At 42.4% G+C, this 16,689-nt stretch carries 14 protein-coding genes; 11 read left to right on the forward strand and 3 right to left on the reverse strand.

Annotated features, from left to right (window positions below; genetic code table 11):
• Positions 1-44 precede the first annotated feature (44 nt).
• Positions 45-2,213, reverse strand: coding sequence for a beta-glucosidase BglX (gene bglX / locus EV282_RS02705; RefSeq protein ID WP_130293573.1), 2,169 nt, complete (start codon positions 2,211-2,213; stop codon positions 45-47).
• Positions 2,214-2,502: 289 nt separating this feature from the next.
• On the opposite strand from bglX, the gene EV282_RS02710 reads away from it, so the two are divergent.
• Positions 2,503-3,141: a hypothetical protein gene (locus tag EV282_RS02710; protein ID WP_130293575.1), complete on the forward strand. Its 639-nt coding sequence runs from the start codon at positions 2,503-2,505 to the stop codon at positions 3,139-3,141.
• 36 nt (positions 3,142-3,177) lie between these two features.
• Here EV282_RS02710 and EV282_RS02715 read toward each other — a convergent pair whose 3' ends face one another.
• Positions 3,178-3,405, reverse strand: a complete 228-nt coding sequence (locus EV282_RS02715; RefSeq protein ID WP_130293576.1) for a 50S ribosomal protein L7ae — start codon at positions 3,403-3,405, stop codon at positions 3,178-3,180.
• Positions 3,406-3,543: 138 nt separating this feature from the next.
• Between EV282_RS02715 and mtnK the strand changes: the two genes are divergently transcribed.
• The 10 genes from mtnK (at position 3,544) to EV282_RS02765 (ending at position 15,324) form a co-directional block, all read left to right on the forward strand.
• On the forward strand, positions 3,544-4,770 hold the full coding sequence (gene mtnK, locus EV282_RS02720; RefSeq protein ID WP_130293578.1) for an S-methyl-5-thioribose kinase: 1,227 nt from the start codon (positions 3,544-3,546) through the stop codon (positions 4,768-4,770).
• Positions 4,771-5,874 carry an S-methyl-5-thioribose-1-phosphate isomerase gene (gene mtnA / locus EV282_RS02725; RefSeq protein WP_130293580.1) on the forward strand — a complete coding sequence of 368 codons (1,104 nt, stop codon included), beginning with the start codon at positions 4,771-4,773 and terminating at the stop codon, positions 5,872-5,874.
• A complete protein-coding gene (locus tag EV282_RS02730; protein ID WP_130293582.1) occupies positions 5,858-6,499 on the forward strand; it encodes an L-fuculose-phosphate aldolase in 642 nt (213 codons plus the stop codon). Before mtnA ends, EV282_RS02730 begins: the two co-directional genes overlap by 17 nt.
• A 107-nt stretch (positions 6,500-6,606) precedes the next feature.
• On the forward strand, positions 6,607-6,831 hold the full coding sequence (locus EV282_RS02735) for a hypothetical protein (RefSeq protein WP_130293584.1): 225 nt from the start codon (positions 6,607-6,609) through the stop codon (positions 6,829-6,831).
• 307 nt (positions 6,832-7,138) lie between these two features.
• On the forward strand, positions 7,139-7,663 hold the full coding sequence (locus EV282_RS02740; RefSeq protein WP_130293586.1) for a type 1 glutamine amidotransferase domain-containing protein: 525 nt from the start codon (positions 7,139-7,141) through the stop codon (positions 7,661-7,663).
• 347 nt (positions 7,664-8,010) lie between these two features.
• A complete protein-coding gene (argH, locus tag EV282_RS02745; RefSeq protein WP_130293588.1) occupies positions 8,011-9,519 on the forward strand; it encodes an argininosuccinate lyase in 1,509 nt (502 codons plus the stop codon).
• A 383-nt stretch (positions 9,520-9,902) separates the two neighbouring features.
• A complete protein-coding gene (locus tag EV282_RS02750) occupies positions 9,903-11,186 on the forward strand; it encodes a peptidoglycan-binding protein (protein WP_130293590.1) in 1,284 nt (427 codons plus the stop codon).
• 123 nt (positions 11,187-11,309) lie between these two features.
• Complete coding sequence (locus tag EV282_RS02755; protein ID WP_165389331.1) at positions 11,310-13,325, forward strand: penicillin-binding transpeptidase domain-containing protein; 2,016 nt, start codon at positions 11,310-11,312, stop codon at positions 13,323-13,325.
• A gap of 85 nt (positions 13,326-13,410) precedes the next feature.
• Positions 13,411-14,463, forward strand: coding sequence for a Gfo/Idh/MocA family protein (locus EV282_RS02760; protein ID WP_130293594.1), 1,053 nt, complete (start codon positions 13,411-13,413; stop codon positions 14,461-14,463).
• Positions 14,464-14,478: 15 nt separating this feature from the next.
• Positions 14,479-15,324 (forward strand): sugar phosphate isomerase/epimerase family protein, encoded by an 846-nt coding sequence (locus tag EV282_RS02765; protein ID WP_130293596.1) that lies wholly within the window; start codon positions 14,479-14,481, stop codon positions 15,322-15,324.
• Between the two features lie 243 nt (positions 15,325-15,567).
• On the opposite strand, the gene EV282_RS02770 is transcribed toward EV282_RS02765, so the two are convergent.
• Positions 15,568-16,545: a nuclease-related domain-containing protein gene (locus EV282_RS02770; RefSeq protein WP_130293598.1), complete on the reverse strand. Its 978-nt coding sequence runs from the start codon at positions 16,543-16,545 to the stop codon at positions 15,568-15,570.
• Between the last annotated feature and the right edge of the window lie 144 nt (positions 16,546-16,689).

Raw genomic sequence — 16,689 nt, forward strand, 5'->3', positions numbered from 1 at the left:
TGTAAAAAAGAGAGGACTGCTCCACTGAACAGTCCTCTTTCTCTTTATTTCACTAATCTAAAAGGAATTTCCGTAACGTCATAGCTGTTTTTTCCAATAAACGCGGTAAACTTGCCTGCATCGCTCTTAAACTCCAGGTTTTCGTGATGATAGCGAAGCATTTCTTCTGTGATCTCAAACGTCACCTTTGTTGCCTCGCCAGCTTCAAGAGCAATCTTTTTATAACCCTTCAATTCTTTTACCGGACGTACGACTTCGCCGGCGATATCGCGAATGTACAATTGGACAAGCTCTTCTCCAGCTCGATCCCCAGTGTTCGTTACGGTTACAGAAGCAGTCAGCTTTCCGTCCTCGGTTAACGTATCACCAGATAATTTCACATCATCATATTTAAATTCGGTATAGCTCAATCCGAATCCGAATGGGAATAACGGCTCGTTCGGAATATCGAGATAATGCGACAGGTAGCGCTCTTTGTTATCAGGAGTCGGCTGCGGACGGCCAGTATTAAAATGATTATAGTACACAGGAACCTGTCCGACTGAGAACGGCATCGACATCGATAAACGTCCAGACGGATTCACATCTCCGAACAATAGGTCGGCAATTGCAGCGCCGCCTTCTGTACCTGGATACCAAGCTTCCAGCACCGCATCGACATGTTCCACGACACCATGCAGGTCGAGCGGACGGCCGTTAAACAGTACTGCAACAGTTGGTTTTCCAAGTTTCTTGATCTCCTGAATTAATTGAAGCTGTGGTTCTGGCAGTCGGATATCTGCACGGCAGCCAGCTTCACCGCTCATGAAAGAGGCTTCCCCAAGCGCCAGCACAACCACATCAGCATCTTTCGCTGTATCCACTGCTTTCTTCAACTGTTCAGGTGTGACGGTTTCAACATCACAGCCGGCAGCAATAGAAAGAAGGGAAGGATCTGCTAATTTTGTACGCAATCCAGCATCCACTTTTACAACGTCATCATGAGCTCCTTGCCATGACCAAGGTCCCATCAGATCGCCGCTTTCTGCAAACGGACCGATCAATGCGATCTTTTGTTCCGGTTTTAACGGCAGTACATTTTCATTTTTCAAAAGAACACATGATTTGGCTGCCAGTTCACGAGCTGATTGGCGGTGTTCTTCACATAAAATAACTTCAGCTGCACGTTTCTCATCTGCTCCGCGGTATGGATCTTCAAAGAGACCGAGTTTCTGTTTAAGCGTTAAAATCCGTTCAACCGACTCATCGACAAGCGATTCTGGTAATGCTCCGCTTTCCACGAGCTCTTTTACATGGTCGATATAACAAGTGGTCATCATCTCAATATCAACGCCGGCTTGAAGCGCTTTGTACGCCGCTTCCGCTTCATCTTCCGCTACACCGTGCGGCAGCTGTTCTTTCACAGCACCCCAGTCGGAGATGATGACACCGTTAAAGCCCCACTCATCACGAAGCAGTTCACGCATCAGCTTTTTGTTCGCAGTAGCAGGAATACCATCGACCGTGTTAAAAGCAGTCATAACCATCTCGCAGCCTTCATCTAGAGCTGCTTTATAAGCTGGAAGGTATGATTCACGAAGCTGGCGCTCTGACATGTTTACCGTATTGTAATCGCGTCCGCCTTCTGGAGCGCCATATGCTGCAAAGTGCTTCACACAAGCTGCAACCCGGTCTTTATCGTTCGTTAAATCTGACCCCTGGAACCCCCGAACAAACGCGCGTGCAAATTCGCTGTTCAGGAAAGAATCTTCACCTGTAGATTCCATCACTCGGCCCCAGCGAGGATCACGAACTAGATCGACCATCGGGGCAAACGTGACATGAACCCCAGAAACGGAAGCCTCTTTCGCCGCGATCTCAGCACTTTTTTCAGCGAGTTCCATATCCCAAGAACAGCCGATCGCAAGCGGAACGGGGAAGATGGTTTTAAACCCATGGACGATGTCAGCCATCATTAAAAGAGGAATGCCGAGGCGGTTCTCCTTTAGATGAGCCTTCTGAATATTTCTTGTTTCTTTTGCTCCAGATCCTCCGAGCACGGAGCCAGTATTTCGGACATTTTCATCAGTGATTCCCATTTCCTGCATTGGCCCAGTAATGAATCCCTGATCAGATGAACCTTTGAAAAAAGGTGTAGCTAACTGAATCAGTTGGCCGATCTTTTCATCCAATGTCATTTCGTCAATCAAATGTTGTACGTTTTGCTTAAGCATGAATAAGTCCCTCCAGAGAGTTTTTTCATTATATATACGTAACCGGCAATCGAAACGTTTCGACAATTCTGTTACTATGAATTATAAGCGCTTTCATTTTAAGAGTCAACGGAAAATCGAAACGATTCACCAAATGACGTTTTTATATATCTTAAATGCTTAAAAATAAACTGGGATGACTTTTCAGGCATAACATTATAGGTGTTTCATAAAGTGTAAAGTCATGTTTTTTAAAGGATTTGATGTAAGAAAAAGAAGGAATAGATATATTGGAAAAGGGGATGAGTTGATGAAGAGAATCCTTAAGTATGGAATCTTATTTACACTTATTTTCTCTTTAACTGCATGTTCCAGCGGTGAAAAGGAAACAGTAAAACCTCAAACACCACCTACTAAAATAAAAGAAAAAGAAAACAATAAGGAGCAAGAGGGCCAGCCAGAATCAAACCTTCCACTAACTAAAAATATTGAATTAGAAATCGAGGGGATGAAAGAACAGCGACCTGCTGAACTACAGCAAAGCTCTAACGGCTACCACTTTTATATGCTTGACCTTTACAATTTTGAAAAAGAGAACGAGACGACTGGAAAGATTTCGTTTGCAAACGATCCATCTTTATATGCCATAGTAGAAAAGCTTGATGAATCAGCGGAAATCGATAGCTTGAAAGAAGAATCATTGAAAAAAGCCGAGGAACAAACCGGAAATGCGAAAGAGTTACCAGCAACCGACATTTACTTCCCTTACTTTCATGATGCGAAGTTTTTCGTTAAGGGTACCAGCGAAGAGTACGATGTGGTGATGTATCTTGTGAAGGAAGTAGAAGGAGAATTGTTTTACTTCTCGCTTCATATCCCTTCAAAAGCAGAAATGGAAGGTGTGGAACCGAGTTTGTGGGCTATGCTGGGAACCGTGAAACCAAATTAGAACAGATAAAAACCCGGACAGGGGCGCCGGGTTTTCTTATTTTACTAAATCATTCAATTTTTCATTTCGTTCTTCTCTTTCTGTTTCATCCGCAAGATCGTACTTCTTCAATAGATGAAAGACATCGTTTAAGAACTCCTGATCTGCTTCTTCTGTCAAAGAATCACTTACTCTAGCGATCAACTCTTCTGGCATAAAAGGAGTTTGGTCAGCTAGTTTTCCTTTCACATCTTCTAACGTATGATCAATCATGCATTTTCCCACGGCTTTCACTCCTCTACTCGATTTTCTTTATTTATACCACACTTGTTTCTCTTAATCATTGACTCTCACTCGCTATATCTTGATAATAATAGTGTAAGCGCTTACTTTTTAAGTGCGTAGAATAGAGGGGGAAGCTGAATGTCGCGTTTTTCTAGCTATTTTTTAATGAACACAGATGATGTCATAGATTATGTAAAAGAGAAGCTCACAATCTTTAGAGAAGATGCTGAGTTGACGTGTAAAGAGATCGGAGACGGTAACTTAAATTATGTTTTCCGCGTGGTTGATGAAAAGCACGGTGATTCTGTAATCATCAAACAAGCGGGTCACACTGCACGAATTTCAGATGAGTTCAAGCTTTCGACAGACCGGATCAGAATCGAATCCAACGTCCTCTTGCTGCAGGACAAGCTGTCACCTGGATTGGTGCCGACTGTCTTGTTGTTTGATGATGTGATGAGCAGCTGTGCGATGGAGGATCTTTCGGATTATACGATCATGCGAACGGCACTCCTAAACCACGAAACGTTCCCAGCTTTTGCAGACCACATTACAACGTTTATGGTGAACAACCTGCTTCTGACTTCTGATGTTGTTATGGAACATAAAGCAAAAAAGGAACTCGTGAAGCAGTATATCAACACAGAACTTTGTGAGATTACAGAGGATCTCGTGTACACAGAACCTTTTTACGACAATAACAATCGAAATGAATTGACTCCTGGTAACGAAGAGTGGATTAAGTCTACCATTTATGACGATGAAGACTTAAAATTAGAAACGGCAAAGCTGAAGTTCAGTTTTATGAACAACGCTCAGGCGCTGCTTCATGGCGACCTTCACACCGGTTCAATTTTTATAAAAAATGATCGTACAAAAGTGATCGATCCGGAGTTTGCGTTCTACGGACCTATGGGATATGACGTCGGAAACGTGATTGCGAACCTGTTCTTTGCTTGGGCGAACGGCAACGCAAACGAAAATAAAAATTTTACGGAATGGATCGAAAAAACAATTGAAGAGGTTGTTGACCAATTTAAAGAAAAATTCTCGTATAAATGGGACCAGGAAGTAACGGAACTAACAGCGAAACAAGCTGGCTTTAAAGAGTGGTATCTGGATGAGGTACTTGCTGATACGGCAGCCGTTACGGGACTGGAGCTGACTCGCAGGATCATTGGACTAGCAAAGGTGAAGGATATTTCGTCTATTTTAGACTCAAATAAACGTATCGAAGCCGAGCGGATTTGTTTAACAGCAGCGATCCGTTTCATGAAGCAGCGTTCTCAATTTACTGAAGGAAAAGATTTCGTTGTTGCATTTAAAGAAGCGGAAAAAATGGTGAAAGGCTTAAAGGTGATGTAAATGTCAGAACAGCTAATACCGATTCAGTGGAAGGATGACGCGCTGGTTTTGCTAGACCAGACGACGCTTCCGAATGAAGTGAGATATGATTCTTATAAAACGATAGAGAGCGTATGGGACGCGATCGTGACGATGAAAGTTCGCGGTGCACCAGCGATTGGCGTGTCTGCAGCTTACGGACTATACCTGGGTGTGATGGATGCGCCAGAGGACTCTTTTGAAACGTTCTTTTCTTATTTAAAAGAGAAGTCCGATTACCTCGCGACTTCAAGGCCTACGGCGGTTAACCTTTTCTGGGCATTGGAGCGAATGGAGGGAAAGGCGAAGTCAATGTCATTGAGTCCTGTTGCTGAAATTAAGAAAGCTTTGTCATTGAGTCCTGTTGCTGAAATTAAGAAAGCTTTGCTCCAGGAAGCCATCGCCATCCATAAGGAAGACGAAGAAATCAACCGTATGATTGGTGAAAATCTCTTAACGCTTTTATCTGATGGTATGGGGATTTTAACTCATTGCAACGCGGGAGCTCTTGCAACGACTAAATATGGAACGGCGACGTCTCCTATGTATCTTGCAAAAGAAAAAGGCTGGGACATCAAGGTTTACGCTGATGAAACAAGACCGCGATTGCAAGGGTCAACCCTCACCGCGCTTGAACTTCAGCGTGCGGGAATCGATGTTACGGTGATTACCGACAACATGGCGGCGATGGTCATGTCACAGGGGAAGGTACAAGCTGTGATCGTAGGTTGTGACCGAGTGGCGGCGAACGGCGATGTAGCGAATAAGATTGGAACGATGGGTGTAGCGATCTTAGCGAAAAACTTCGGCATTCCGTTCTATGTGGCGGCTCCTACACCAACGATCGACCTTAGAACGCCAACAGGAAAAGAGATTCCGATTGAAGAGCGCGAAGAGGAAGAAATAACGAACCGATTCGGCGTCTACACAGCACCAAAAGGCGTGAAGGTTTACAATCCAGCTTTTGATGTGACGCCAAACGAGTTCGTGACTGCGATCGTTACGGAAAAAGGAATCGTTGAAGCACCATATGAAGAAAATCTGCAAAAACTGTTTAAAGGAGCACCAGATGTTATTACAAAATGAGCGGGAACAAGTGGTTCACTACTGCCAGCAAATGATCAAACGCGGACTGACAAAAGGAACAGGCGGGAACGTTAGTATTTTTAATCGTGAAAAGCAGCTGATTGCGATCAGTCCGAGCGGAATCGACTATGATGTGATGAAGCCAGCAGATGTAGTGGTTGTGAATTTAGATGGTGAAATAGTGGAAGGCAGCTTGAAGCCATCAAGTGAACTTTCCATGCATTCGATTTTTTATAAAAGAAGAGATGACATCAATGCGGTCGTTCACACGCATTCACCGTTCGCAACGACAATCTCATCCATGCGCTGGGATCTGCCGGCTGTTTCCTATCTTGTCGCACATGCTGGGAAAAATGTTCGATGTGCGGAATATGCAAGCTTCGGAACAGAAGAGTTGGCCGAGAATGCATTTCACGCGATGGAAGGAAGAAAAGCAGTATTGCTCGCTAACCACGGCTTCCTATCCGGAGCGAACAACATCGCAACAGCTTTTACAATCGCTGAGGAAATCGAGTTCTGCTGCGAGATTTATTACCGCACAAAATGTATCGGCGAACCGGTTATTTTAGATGATGAAGAGATGGAGCTCATGACTGAAAAGTTCAAGGTTTACGGGCAGAAATAAGGAAGGAACCACATCAGGGATGGTGTGGTTTTTTAAACATTTGTTTAACTTTAACAGCAGAAATTGAATTGGCAGTTTGGTATAATAGCCAAAAGGAGGTGAATAATTTGGAAAAGAAAATAGATCAAATGATGGATGTAATGGTACAGCTTCAACAAAGTGTTCTAGAATTAAGAGATGATGTAAACGTAATAAAAGCAGATGTAGCAGATTTAAAAGTAAGAGTGACAAACATCGAAGAAAATATGGTTAGAAAAAGCGACCTTAAGTATTATGATTTTAAAATTGCTGAGCAGGATCGTGAAATATTCCAATTAAAACAACAGAACTAACCCCACGTGCAATCCTTCAAACTTCATAAATGCCCCCTAAAACCGGGTCTTACAATCACATACGGAAACACTAAAAACCCATTTCCAGGTTTTATCATTATGACAATATCCACTGAACGATTAAAAACGATGCAACAAATCCCACTACAAACGAAACGATTCCCACTATTTTTCTTTTACTCATTTCCTATACTCCTCTTATCAGACAGTCTGCTCATACATACATATGCTACCATCACACTATCATTCAAATAAAGATTAATGTTACGCTGAAAAGGAAATATAGGTAGTGGAGGTGTTGTAAAACATGCGTTTAAAAAGTAAAAAAGTAATCAGTCTCGTTCATCATGACTTTGAGGATCTGGAGTTGTGGTATCCGATTCTTCGGTTGCGTGAAGAAGGTGCTGTTGTAGAACTTGCAGGAGAAAAGGCAGGGGAAACGTACATCGGAAAATATGGTGTACCTGCTGAAGCGGATTTCGCGTTCGGTGATGTAAATGCTGCCGATTATGATGCTATCCTAGTTCCTGGCGGCTGGGCACCGGACAAGCTGCGCCGTTTTCCAGAAGTATTGGAAATGGTTCAGCACATGGAACAAGAGAAGAAACCGATCGGCCAGATCTGTCATGCTGGCTGGGTGCTGATCTCGGCAAAAGTGCTTGATGGCAAGAAAGTAACAAGCACACCAGGAATCAAGGATGACATGGAGAATGCGGGTGCCGAATGGATCGATGAACCCGTCGTTGTTGACGGTCATCTCGTTTCAAGCCGCCGTCCGCCGGATCTGCCGGATTATTTGAGAGAGTTTATTAAAGTTTTAGAAGCAAAATAGGTGGGAATGAAGCCCAAAAGGTGTTGTGAAGCATCTTTTGGGTTTTTGTATGTCTGTTTTCATTGTCAGGAGTACATATTTCTGTCGCCAGAACTACACTTTGAGCGTACAAGCGAGTTTTTGAGCGGTAGTAAGTTATTTTGAGCGATACTCAAGATTCTTGAGCGAAGATCAGTATGTTTTGAGCGTAGATCAGCTATTTTGAGCGAACGTGTAACAAATAAAAAAACACGTACCGTAAACCGATCATCCTTTTATCATATAATTCAAATCCAACGAGTTCCCAAACATCCATCCAGTCCATACACTAATTACAATTAATCTTCCTTTTTATAAGGAGTGAACACATGCTATCAAAAGATGACTTCATCAAAAGCGAAGGCAATACTTTTCCAGGCAAAACATATGTCGATCACCTGTTGCGTCCGGTTTTTAACGACCAAAGAGACTATCTTTTTAAACAAATGTTTAACATTCATCGAGCTCATGTCGTCATGCTGACCGAACAAGGTATTTTAGATAAAAAAGAGGCAGCAACCATCCTCCAAGGAGTGGAAACCGTATCTCAAACGGATCCACAAACACTTCAATATGACCCACAATTTGAAGATCTATTTTTTATGATGGAACACAAAATAAGTGAGCTAATCGGACCGGACCTCGCTGGGAAAATGCACATCGCCAGAAGCCGAAACGACATGGGTGTGGCTATGTACCGGCTTGTTTTACGAGAACATATTCTAACGCTTTTGCAGAGTTCCATACTGTTAGCAGATGCACTCCTTGAACAAATTAATGAACACGCCGAAACCGTCATAACTGCCTACACCCACACTCAGCCCGCACAGCCAACAACACTCGGCCACTACTTAACTGCGGTTTTAGATATTTTACTCCGAGACATTCATAGACTTTGGTCCGCATATGAAACGGTAAACCGATCACCAATGGGTGCGGCTGCTTTAGCTACAACCGGCTTTCCCATAAATAGAAAAAGAGTGTGCGAGCTTCTAGGTTTCAGTGAACTTGTCGAGAATTCCTATGATGCCATAGCTGGAGCGGATTATCTCGTCGAGTCCGCAACTGCAGTCCTCTCTATGATGGTGAATTGCGGCAGGTGGATTCAAGATTTTCTCCAGCTTGTAACTCGTGAATACAACATAGTAAAAGTTGCGGATCCTTATGTTCAAATCAGTTCTATCATGCCGCAAAAAAGAAATCCGGTCTCTATCGAGCACTCACGTTCACTGGCCAGTTCTTCAGCAGGAGAAGCACTCGCAGCCATTCAGATGATTCACAACACGCCATTCGGTGATATCGTGGATACAGAGGATGATCTTCAGCCGCATCTTTACAGAAGCTATGAAAAAGCAAACCGCGTTATTCGCCTTATGCATGCTGTTATTCGGACAATGGAAGTTGATAAAGAACGAGCGCTTAATCAGGCGAGGAACTCCTGTATCACAATAACGGAACTTGCTGATGAACTGGCACGCGACAAAAACGTTCCTTTTCGTATGGCACATCAGATTGCAAGTTCGATCGCAAAAAAATTTTCACATGAGAAACTCGAGTTAAACGAACTACAACTACAAACTGTAAACAAGGAAATCAGTAAATGGTGCAACGACTCTTTAAGTCAGGAAGAGTGGAACAAAATCATTTGTCCAATTGAATTTGTGAAGAAGCGAAACATACAAGGTGGTCCGAATCCAGAGAATGTTGTAAAAATAGCAGAAAAGAGGAAAAAAAGTATATCTCGGCTAGAACTCCAACTAAAAAATGAAAAAAACGAACTGCTATCAGCCGAGCAGAAGTTAATAAATGCCGTTAAAAAAATGAGGGATCAACAGTAAAGGGTATTTCATGCCCCTTACTGTTGTTTCCTCATTTGTTTTATAGAAGTCTATGAACCAAAATGTTAGCTCTATGAGTCAAAGGCGCTTTTCTATAAGTCTAATTATATATTCTATGAACCAAAGTAAGAGTTCTATGAGTTAAAGACTATTCTATGGATCAAAAATCCAGGTCTATGAACCAAAAGAGACTTTCTATGAGCAAAAATCAGATTACACCACCTATTTACTTTATCCCTATGACGCATCACGTACGCCCAAAGATTTTTCTAGAGAGAACTGCATGCAAGAAGGAAACTTTTATTTATATGTCGAAATTAAGTTTAAATAAATATCCAATATTGCCGATATATGTAATAAACGGGACTTTGAAGGAGGAAAACATGGATAACACAGTGGTAAAACGGTTAGTGATGACTTCTGCGTTTGCTGGTGCTTTTTTTGCTGTTCCTCTCGTTGGTGAAGCTGCTTTAGGCGACCTAACCTTGAAGCAAGGAATCAACCATAATGATGTAAAACATCTGCAATCGCTTTTAAAAGAAAAAGGGTATTTTAAAGAGCAGCAAACGACTACCTATTTTGGACCGGTAACGAAAAAAGCAGTAATGGATTTTCAAAAAGCGAACAGCCTTGTGGTTGATGGGATCGTCGGAAAACAAACGTACAAAAAGCTTTTAGAGAAATCTTTTCAAGAAGCACCGCCCAAAAAACAGCCGGCTCAAACTGTTGCACCATCTTCTTCTTCAAAAGATTTAAAGCTGCATTCGACAGGACGAGCTGTCATGAAGCTGCAGCAAGATCTTAAGTTTCTTGGGTTTTTTACATATTATAAAACTACTGACTATTATGGAACGATCACGACGGAAGCGGTACGGAAATTTCAAATCAGCCAGAAACTAAAAGCGACGGGGGTTGCAGATGCGACGACATTAGACCGCATTATGAAAGCAGTTGCGGTAAAGAAAAACCCAGTGCAGGCGCCTGCTAAGCCGAAGCCTGCTGCGCCAAAACTGGCAACACCCTCAGCACCTAAACCAGCACCCGTTCCGCAGCAAAATACAGTGAAAGAATTAAAATTCGGTGTAACTGGTCCGGAAGTAAAACAGCTTCAAACACGCCTGAAAAATCTAGGATTCTTTACATACCCGATGATTACGGATTATTTTGGAGCGGTGACAGAGGAGAGTGTTGAGAAATTCCAGAAGACGTACGGGCTGCCGGTTACAGGAATCGTAACGAAAGCCGTTTTAGATAAAATGACAGAAGTGGAGAAACAAAAAAGTGAAACGCCTAAAACGTCTGATCAGATTACGATCAATGTTATCGCGAACGCTGCTGAACTGATGGGAACTCCTTATGTATGGGCGGGAACGACTCCGCAAGGTTTTGACTGCAGTGGATTTTTGCAATACGTTTATGCAAAAGAAGGCGTAAAGCTTCCAAGGACAGTCGCACAGATGTGGGATGCAACATCCTCAGTCAGTGAACCTGCAGTTGGCGATCTCTTATTCTTTGAAACATACACAACAGGTCCGTCTCACGCAGGAATCTACCTTGGTAACAACCAGTTTGTCCATGCAGGGACAAGCACTGGAGTAACGATAAGCAACTTGAACTATGCGTATTGGCAGGATCGATACCTTGGATCAAAGCGTATAAACTATTAATCTAAAACACTTTATGAGTAAACGAAAACTCATAAGGTGTTTTTTTTATCATGTGTTTATCATACATTTATTACCATGCGCTTGTTATACTTAAACAAATGTTTAAATGGAAGGAGATCTGTTTTGAAAAATCTTTGCAAAATAATGTTGTTGGCTATTCTTTGTCTTACGCTATTGTCCGCATGTTCGGAACCTCCGAAGCCAGAAGACGCATTAAAAAAGTATGTAGCTTCCTGGCAAAAACAAGATTTTGAGAGTATGTATGAGATGTTAGATTTAGAGTCTAAGAAGAAGATCACCAAAGAAGACTTTGTAAAACGCTATAAAGACATCTATAGCGGGATTGAAGCTAATAATCTAGCCGTGAAAACGAAAACTTCCAAAGAGAAAAAAGAGGAAGAAAGCGAGAAAGCAAGCCTAGCTTACTCAGTTAAGATGGTTACACTCGCTGGACCGATTGAATATACACATAAGATGAATATGAAGCTTGAGGAAAGCAAGGATAAAGAGGAATGGAAGGTGCAATGGAACACATCGCACATCTTTCCTGAAATGGAGGAAGGCGACCGAATTTCAGCCTCAACTCTTTCACCAAAAAGAGGTGCGATTTTAGATCGCGAAGGAAATCCGCTGGCGTTCAACGGAACGGCTTATGAGGTGACGATTGTTCCTCAAGAACTGCCGGAGGATTCGAGCAAAACGATTGAACCTTTAGCTGAAATCCTGGGAATGACACCGGAAGAAATTCAGAAAAAACTGGATCAGCCATGGGTGAAGCCGCACTACGGCGTTCCGATTAAAAAAATGGCGACAGACAATTTCAAAATACATGACGCCGTGGCATTAGAGGGCGTGAAATCTCCGAAAAAGGAAACACGGATATATCCATTAAAGGAAGCGGCGGCGCACCTAACCGGCTATATCGGCCAGGTGAACGCCGATGACCTAAAAAGGTTAGAAGGCAAAGGATACACTGCACAAGACTGGGTCGGGAAAGCAGGGCTTGAGCAAGTGTATGAAGAGCAGCTGAGAGGAACATCCGGTGGGATCATCAAGATTTTAACGAAAGAAAAGGAAGAGAAAGCAGTACTAGCGGAAAAAGAAGTTGTAAATGGAGAAGATGTGAAAACGACGATCAACAGTAATGTTCAGCGCTCGATTTATGCCCAGCTTAAAGTTGATGTAGGGACATCGTCTGCCATTCATCCGAAAACCGGTGAAGTACTGGCTATTGTGAATAGCCCGTCTTACAACCCGAATGAATATACGCTTGGCATTTCAAACGAAACAAAAAACAAACTGGAAAACGATCCGAAAAAACCAAAGTTGAATCGATTTATCTACACGTATGCACCAGGTTCGACCCTTAAGCCGTTGACAGCCGCAATCGGTATAGAAAAGGGAACACTAAATCCAAGTGACGTCATGAAGGTGAGCGGGAAAACGTGGAGAAAAGGTGAGTCGTGGGGGAACTATCACGTAACTCGCGTGAGTGCAGTACCAAGTGTGAACCTGGAAAAAGCGCTCATCTACTCAGATAACATTTACTTTGCGCAAGAAGCACTTGATCTAGGTCAGGAAAAGTTTGTGAGCGGACTAAAAGAATTTGGTTTAGGAGAAAAAATGCCGGTCGGGTATCCATTTACTGCTTCATCGATTGGAGAAAAAGGCATGACTGAAGTCCAGCTAGCCGATAGTGGTTACGGCCAAGGAAAAGTAGAGATGAGCGCACTACATCTAGGCATCTCCTACACACCTTTCTTGAATGAGGGGAACTTGCTGGCACCGAAACTGGATCTAGCTAAAAAGGATGCGACTATCTGGAAAGAAAACGTGATTTCACCTGAAACTGCAAAAATCATTCGAGACGACCTAACTAAAGTTGTTACTAGCTCAAACGGAACCGCACATGAGGCGTATATGCAAAAACTGCCTCTAGCCGGAAAAACCGGAACAGCTGAACTCAAAAAAAATAAAGAAGATAAAAACGGTATGGAACTCGGCTGGTTTGTCGCTTATAACACAGAGAATCCGTCACTTCTTGTTTCGATGATGATTGAGGATGTAAAAGGAAGAGGCGGCAGTCATTACCTCGTGCCAAAAGTGAAGAAGGTGTTTGAAGAAAACTTCCTGCAATAGGAAGTTTTTTTCTTTTTCATTTATGAAAAAGGGGGAAATATCCAAAACTAGACGAATAGATTACAATAAAAGGAGGGATGCATTCATGCTTAAAGTAGGCGTGATTGGTCTAGGGTCGATTTCAGATTTGCACATCAAACCCTACGTAAACAACCCTGAAGTCAAGCTAGTCGCTTTTTGTGATATGAATCAAAAACGGTTAGAAGCTGCCGGACAACTCTATGATGTTCCTAATCTGTACACCTCGTATCAAGAGTTGCTTGCGAATCAAAATGTTGATGCGGTAAGCATTTGCACATGGAACGCCACACACGCAGAGATTGCGATTGCCGCACTAGAAGCAGGGAAACATGTGCTTGTCGAGAAGCCGTTATGTACGACAGTGGAAGAAGCGATTCAAGTAGAGGAAGCTGTGAAGAAGAGCGGGAAAGTTCTGCAGGTCGGTTTTGTAAGACGCTATGCGAAGAATACTAAACTCATAAAATCTTTTTTAGATAACGGAGATTTCGGGGAACTCTATTACGCAAAAGCTTCATGCATCAGACGGCTCGGCAATCCTGGCGGCTGGTTCTCAGATAAAGAACGGTCAGGCGGCGGTCCGCTCATGGATCTTGGTGTACATATGATCGACATCTGCTGGTATCTCATGGGTAAACCGAAGCCTGTTTCCGTTAGCGGCCACACATACTCCAAGTTAGGGGACCGTTCTAATGTCCAAAATCTATCATTTTATAAAGCGTCTGATTATGACGCCTCTCTCAATTCTGTTGAAGACCTTGCTACAGCACTGATCCGTTTCGAAAACGGAGCCTCATTATACGTGGATGTGAGCTTTACGATTCATGGCGTTCAAGATGAGGTTGCTGTGAAATTGTACGGCGACAAAGGTGGTTTCGAACTGGAACCGAAGCTCGCTATGACCACTGAAAAACACGACACTATTATTAAAATCACACCTCAGATCGACCACCTCAATTTTCAATTTGAAGAAGCTTTCCAAAGTGAAATTGAACATTTTGTTTCTAGCTGTTTAGGAAAAACAACCACATTAAGTCCAGTTGAAGATGGGCTTGAAGTGATGAAGATGCTGTGCGGTGCCTATGAATCTGCAAGACTTGGAAAAGAAGTACTTTTATAAAAGGAGCTGTTTTTCATGAAGGTCAGCGTAAGTATGTACAGTTTTCATTCGGTTATTCAAAAGGAAAAGTGGAGTGTTCTGGATTTTTGCCGGCATACTGAAACCTTAAATCTAGAGGGTGTGGAGCTGCTCGATTTTTATTGGAAAAACAAGGAGGAAGAGCTGCCTGAAGTAATTGAGTGTTTAAAGAATTCATCTTTGACCGTGTCCTGTTATGATGCATCTAACGACTTCGTAAAAGAAACGGTTGAAGAAAGAAGGAGTGAGATTCAAAAAGTGATGGATGCTGTGGATACGGCAAAACAGCTAGGTACACATTGTGTCCGCGTATTTTGTGGTGACCTCAAACCAGGTATGGACTATTCAGTCGGGAAGGATTGGATCATCTCCTCGTTAAAAGAATGTGCAAAATACGCGGAGTCACAAGGCGTTGTGCTTGCGATCGAGAACCATGGATTGCTCGCTGGAAAGAGCGGTCAAGTGAAAGAGATTTTAGCAGAAGTGGGAAGCCCTGCTGTGAAATCCACCTTCGATACGGGAAACTTTTTACTGGTGGAAGACGATCCGCTTTCTGCCTACGAGAATTTAAAGAATGACATCGCGCATGTTCACTTTAAGGATTTTAGAAAAAGAACAGCCGCTGATGGTGAACGAGGCTTTAAAGGATTGGGTGAGAAGTATTGGATCGGCGTGATTCCAGGAGATGGTGAAGTGCAGCTCGCAGAAATCATCTCGAAACTGAAGCGTGATCATAGCGAAATGTGGCTTTCTCTAGAGTATGAAGGAGATAAGGATGCAAAGGTAGCTGTTCCGGAGGCAGTGAATCGGATTAGGAAGCTTGTAATGGGGCAGGAAGTATAATATAAAGTGGTAAATCCCCTTGATGATCAAGGGGATTTTTTGTATAAAGCATTGGTTGTTAAGTTCTATGAGTCGTTACATGCGCTCTATGAGCCATACTACGATACCTATGAGTCAAAATCGTGTTTCTATGAGTCTAAATCCTTGTCCTATGAGTCTAACAAAATCCTATGAACCAAAATCGCATCTCTATGAGCCAAATAACATGCTCTATGAGTCGAAAATTCAAACTAACAGAACACTCTATTCATCCAAGTCATCAAAATCTAAATGATACTTTCTATGCCTTAATTGACCTGAAGTAGGAAAGTTCAAGTCTAAAAGCAATTTCTTAGCTGTCGTACGAGACTCCAGTTTAAGAAAATCACGGCACTGACTATTGGTTATCGTGGGGCTGATTAGAAGCGAATAATCTCGCAATGCCTGGATATGCGCCGTTCTGGAGTGGGTTTTACACGTAATGCAAAGCCACTTTCTTTTACTCCTTACCATTGGAATCGCACCGCATTTCGGACAAACTACCCCTTTAATGATATCTTCACTTGAGATTTGATATTTCTGAAGCAAATTTGGGATTGGAGAAGTATGGCTCTTTAGAAGAAGTTTGGTAAGTTTACGCAACTCTTTGATAGAGATGCATTCATTTTTATATTTTCGTTCGTAAAAACGAATTCTTTCTGGAAGGTGAGTTTTGTGGGTAACCCATTGATAGACATCGGTGCGGCCAGGGGGAACTTTGATTTGCGTTTGTGGATTGCTGATAACAACAAGAGATTCAATGGGGATGTTCGTGAATTTATGATCCTTTAGCCAATCTCTTAAGCGGTAATGCTGTCTTTTCACTTGTGAAATGGGGTCTGCAAACGTTTCTTCTACACCATTTATTTTCCTTATAAGCTGGTAGAGGTCTTGATCAAAGTAAAGAATGCCAGAAAAGTTCTTCACTTCGATTATTAAAAAATAATTCTGTGTGAGAATAAGGATGTCGATCTGAAAGTAATTAGGGTTCTGTAAAATTCGGAGGTTGTGAAAAATGAAGTACTCTTTCTGAGGAAGTTCATCCAAATAAAAATCGAGAGACTGTTCACCTTTATGACCAGATAGATATTTCGCGAGTTCATCTTCTAAGTCCGGTCTTCTGGGGTATTGGGGATGAAGCCGTGTTAAAAGCATTTCTAAAATCAAGACAACAACTGGTGTTTTACGCTTTTTCATAATCATTTCATTGCATCACTCTCCTTCTTTATTAGTTTAGTTCTGCTACAGTCATATATTTTCCTGCCCTGCATGATGACTTCTATTTTCTATGAGCCCAAATTAGTAGTCTATAAACCAAAAAGCGCTGTCTATGAGTCGTTAAATAAC

Origin of the sequence: Fictibacillus sp. BK138, from assembly GCF_004216955.1 — a bacterium.
Taxonomy (GTDB): domain Bacteria; phylum Bacillota; class Bacilli; order Bacillales; family Fictibacillaceae; genus Fictibacillus.

Coding starts and splice junctions, on each gene's coding strand:
- mtnK (WP_130293578.1), top strand. CDS start 3,544: ATGTCGCGTTTTTCTAGCTATTTTTTAATGAACACAGATGATGTCATA.
- mtnA (WP_130293580.1), top strand. CDS start 4,771: ATGTCAGAACAGCTAATACCGATTCAGTGGAAGGATGACGCGCTGGTT.
- EV282_RS02710 (WP_130293575.1), top strand. CDS start 2,503: ATGAAGAGAATCCTTAAGTATGGAATCTTATTTACACTTATTTTCTCT.
- EV282_RS02750 (WP_130293590.1), top strand. CDS start 9,903: ATGGATAACACAGTGGTAAAACGGTTAGTGATGACTTCTGCGTTTGCT.
- EV282_RS02760 (WP_130293594.1), top strand. CDS start 13,411: ATGCTTAAAGTAGGCGTGATTGGTCTAGGGTCGATTTCAGATTTGCAC.
- EV282_RS02740 (WP_130293586.1), top strand. CDS start 7,139: ATGCGTTTAAAAAGTAAAAAAGTAATCAGTCTCGTTCATCATGACTTT.
- bglX (WP_130293573.1), bottom strand. CDS start 2,213: ATGCTTAAGCAAAACGTACAACATTTGATTGACGAAATGACATTGGAT.
- EV282_RS02765 (WP_130293596.1), top strand. CDS start 14,479: ATGAAGGTCAGCGTAAGTATGTACAGTTTTCATTCGGTTATTCAAAAG.
- EV282_RS02770 (WP_130293598.1), bottom strand. CDS start 16,545: ATGATTATGAAAAAGCGTAAAACACCAGTTGTTGTCTTGATTTTAGAA.
- argH (WP_130293588.1), top strand. CDS start 8,011: ATGCTATCAAAAGATGACTTCATCAAAAGCGAAGGCAATACTTTTCCA.
- EV282_RS02730 (WP_130293582.1), top strand. CDS start 5,858: ATGTTATTACAAAATGAGCGGGAACAAGTGGTTCACTACTGCCAGCAA.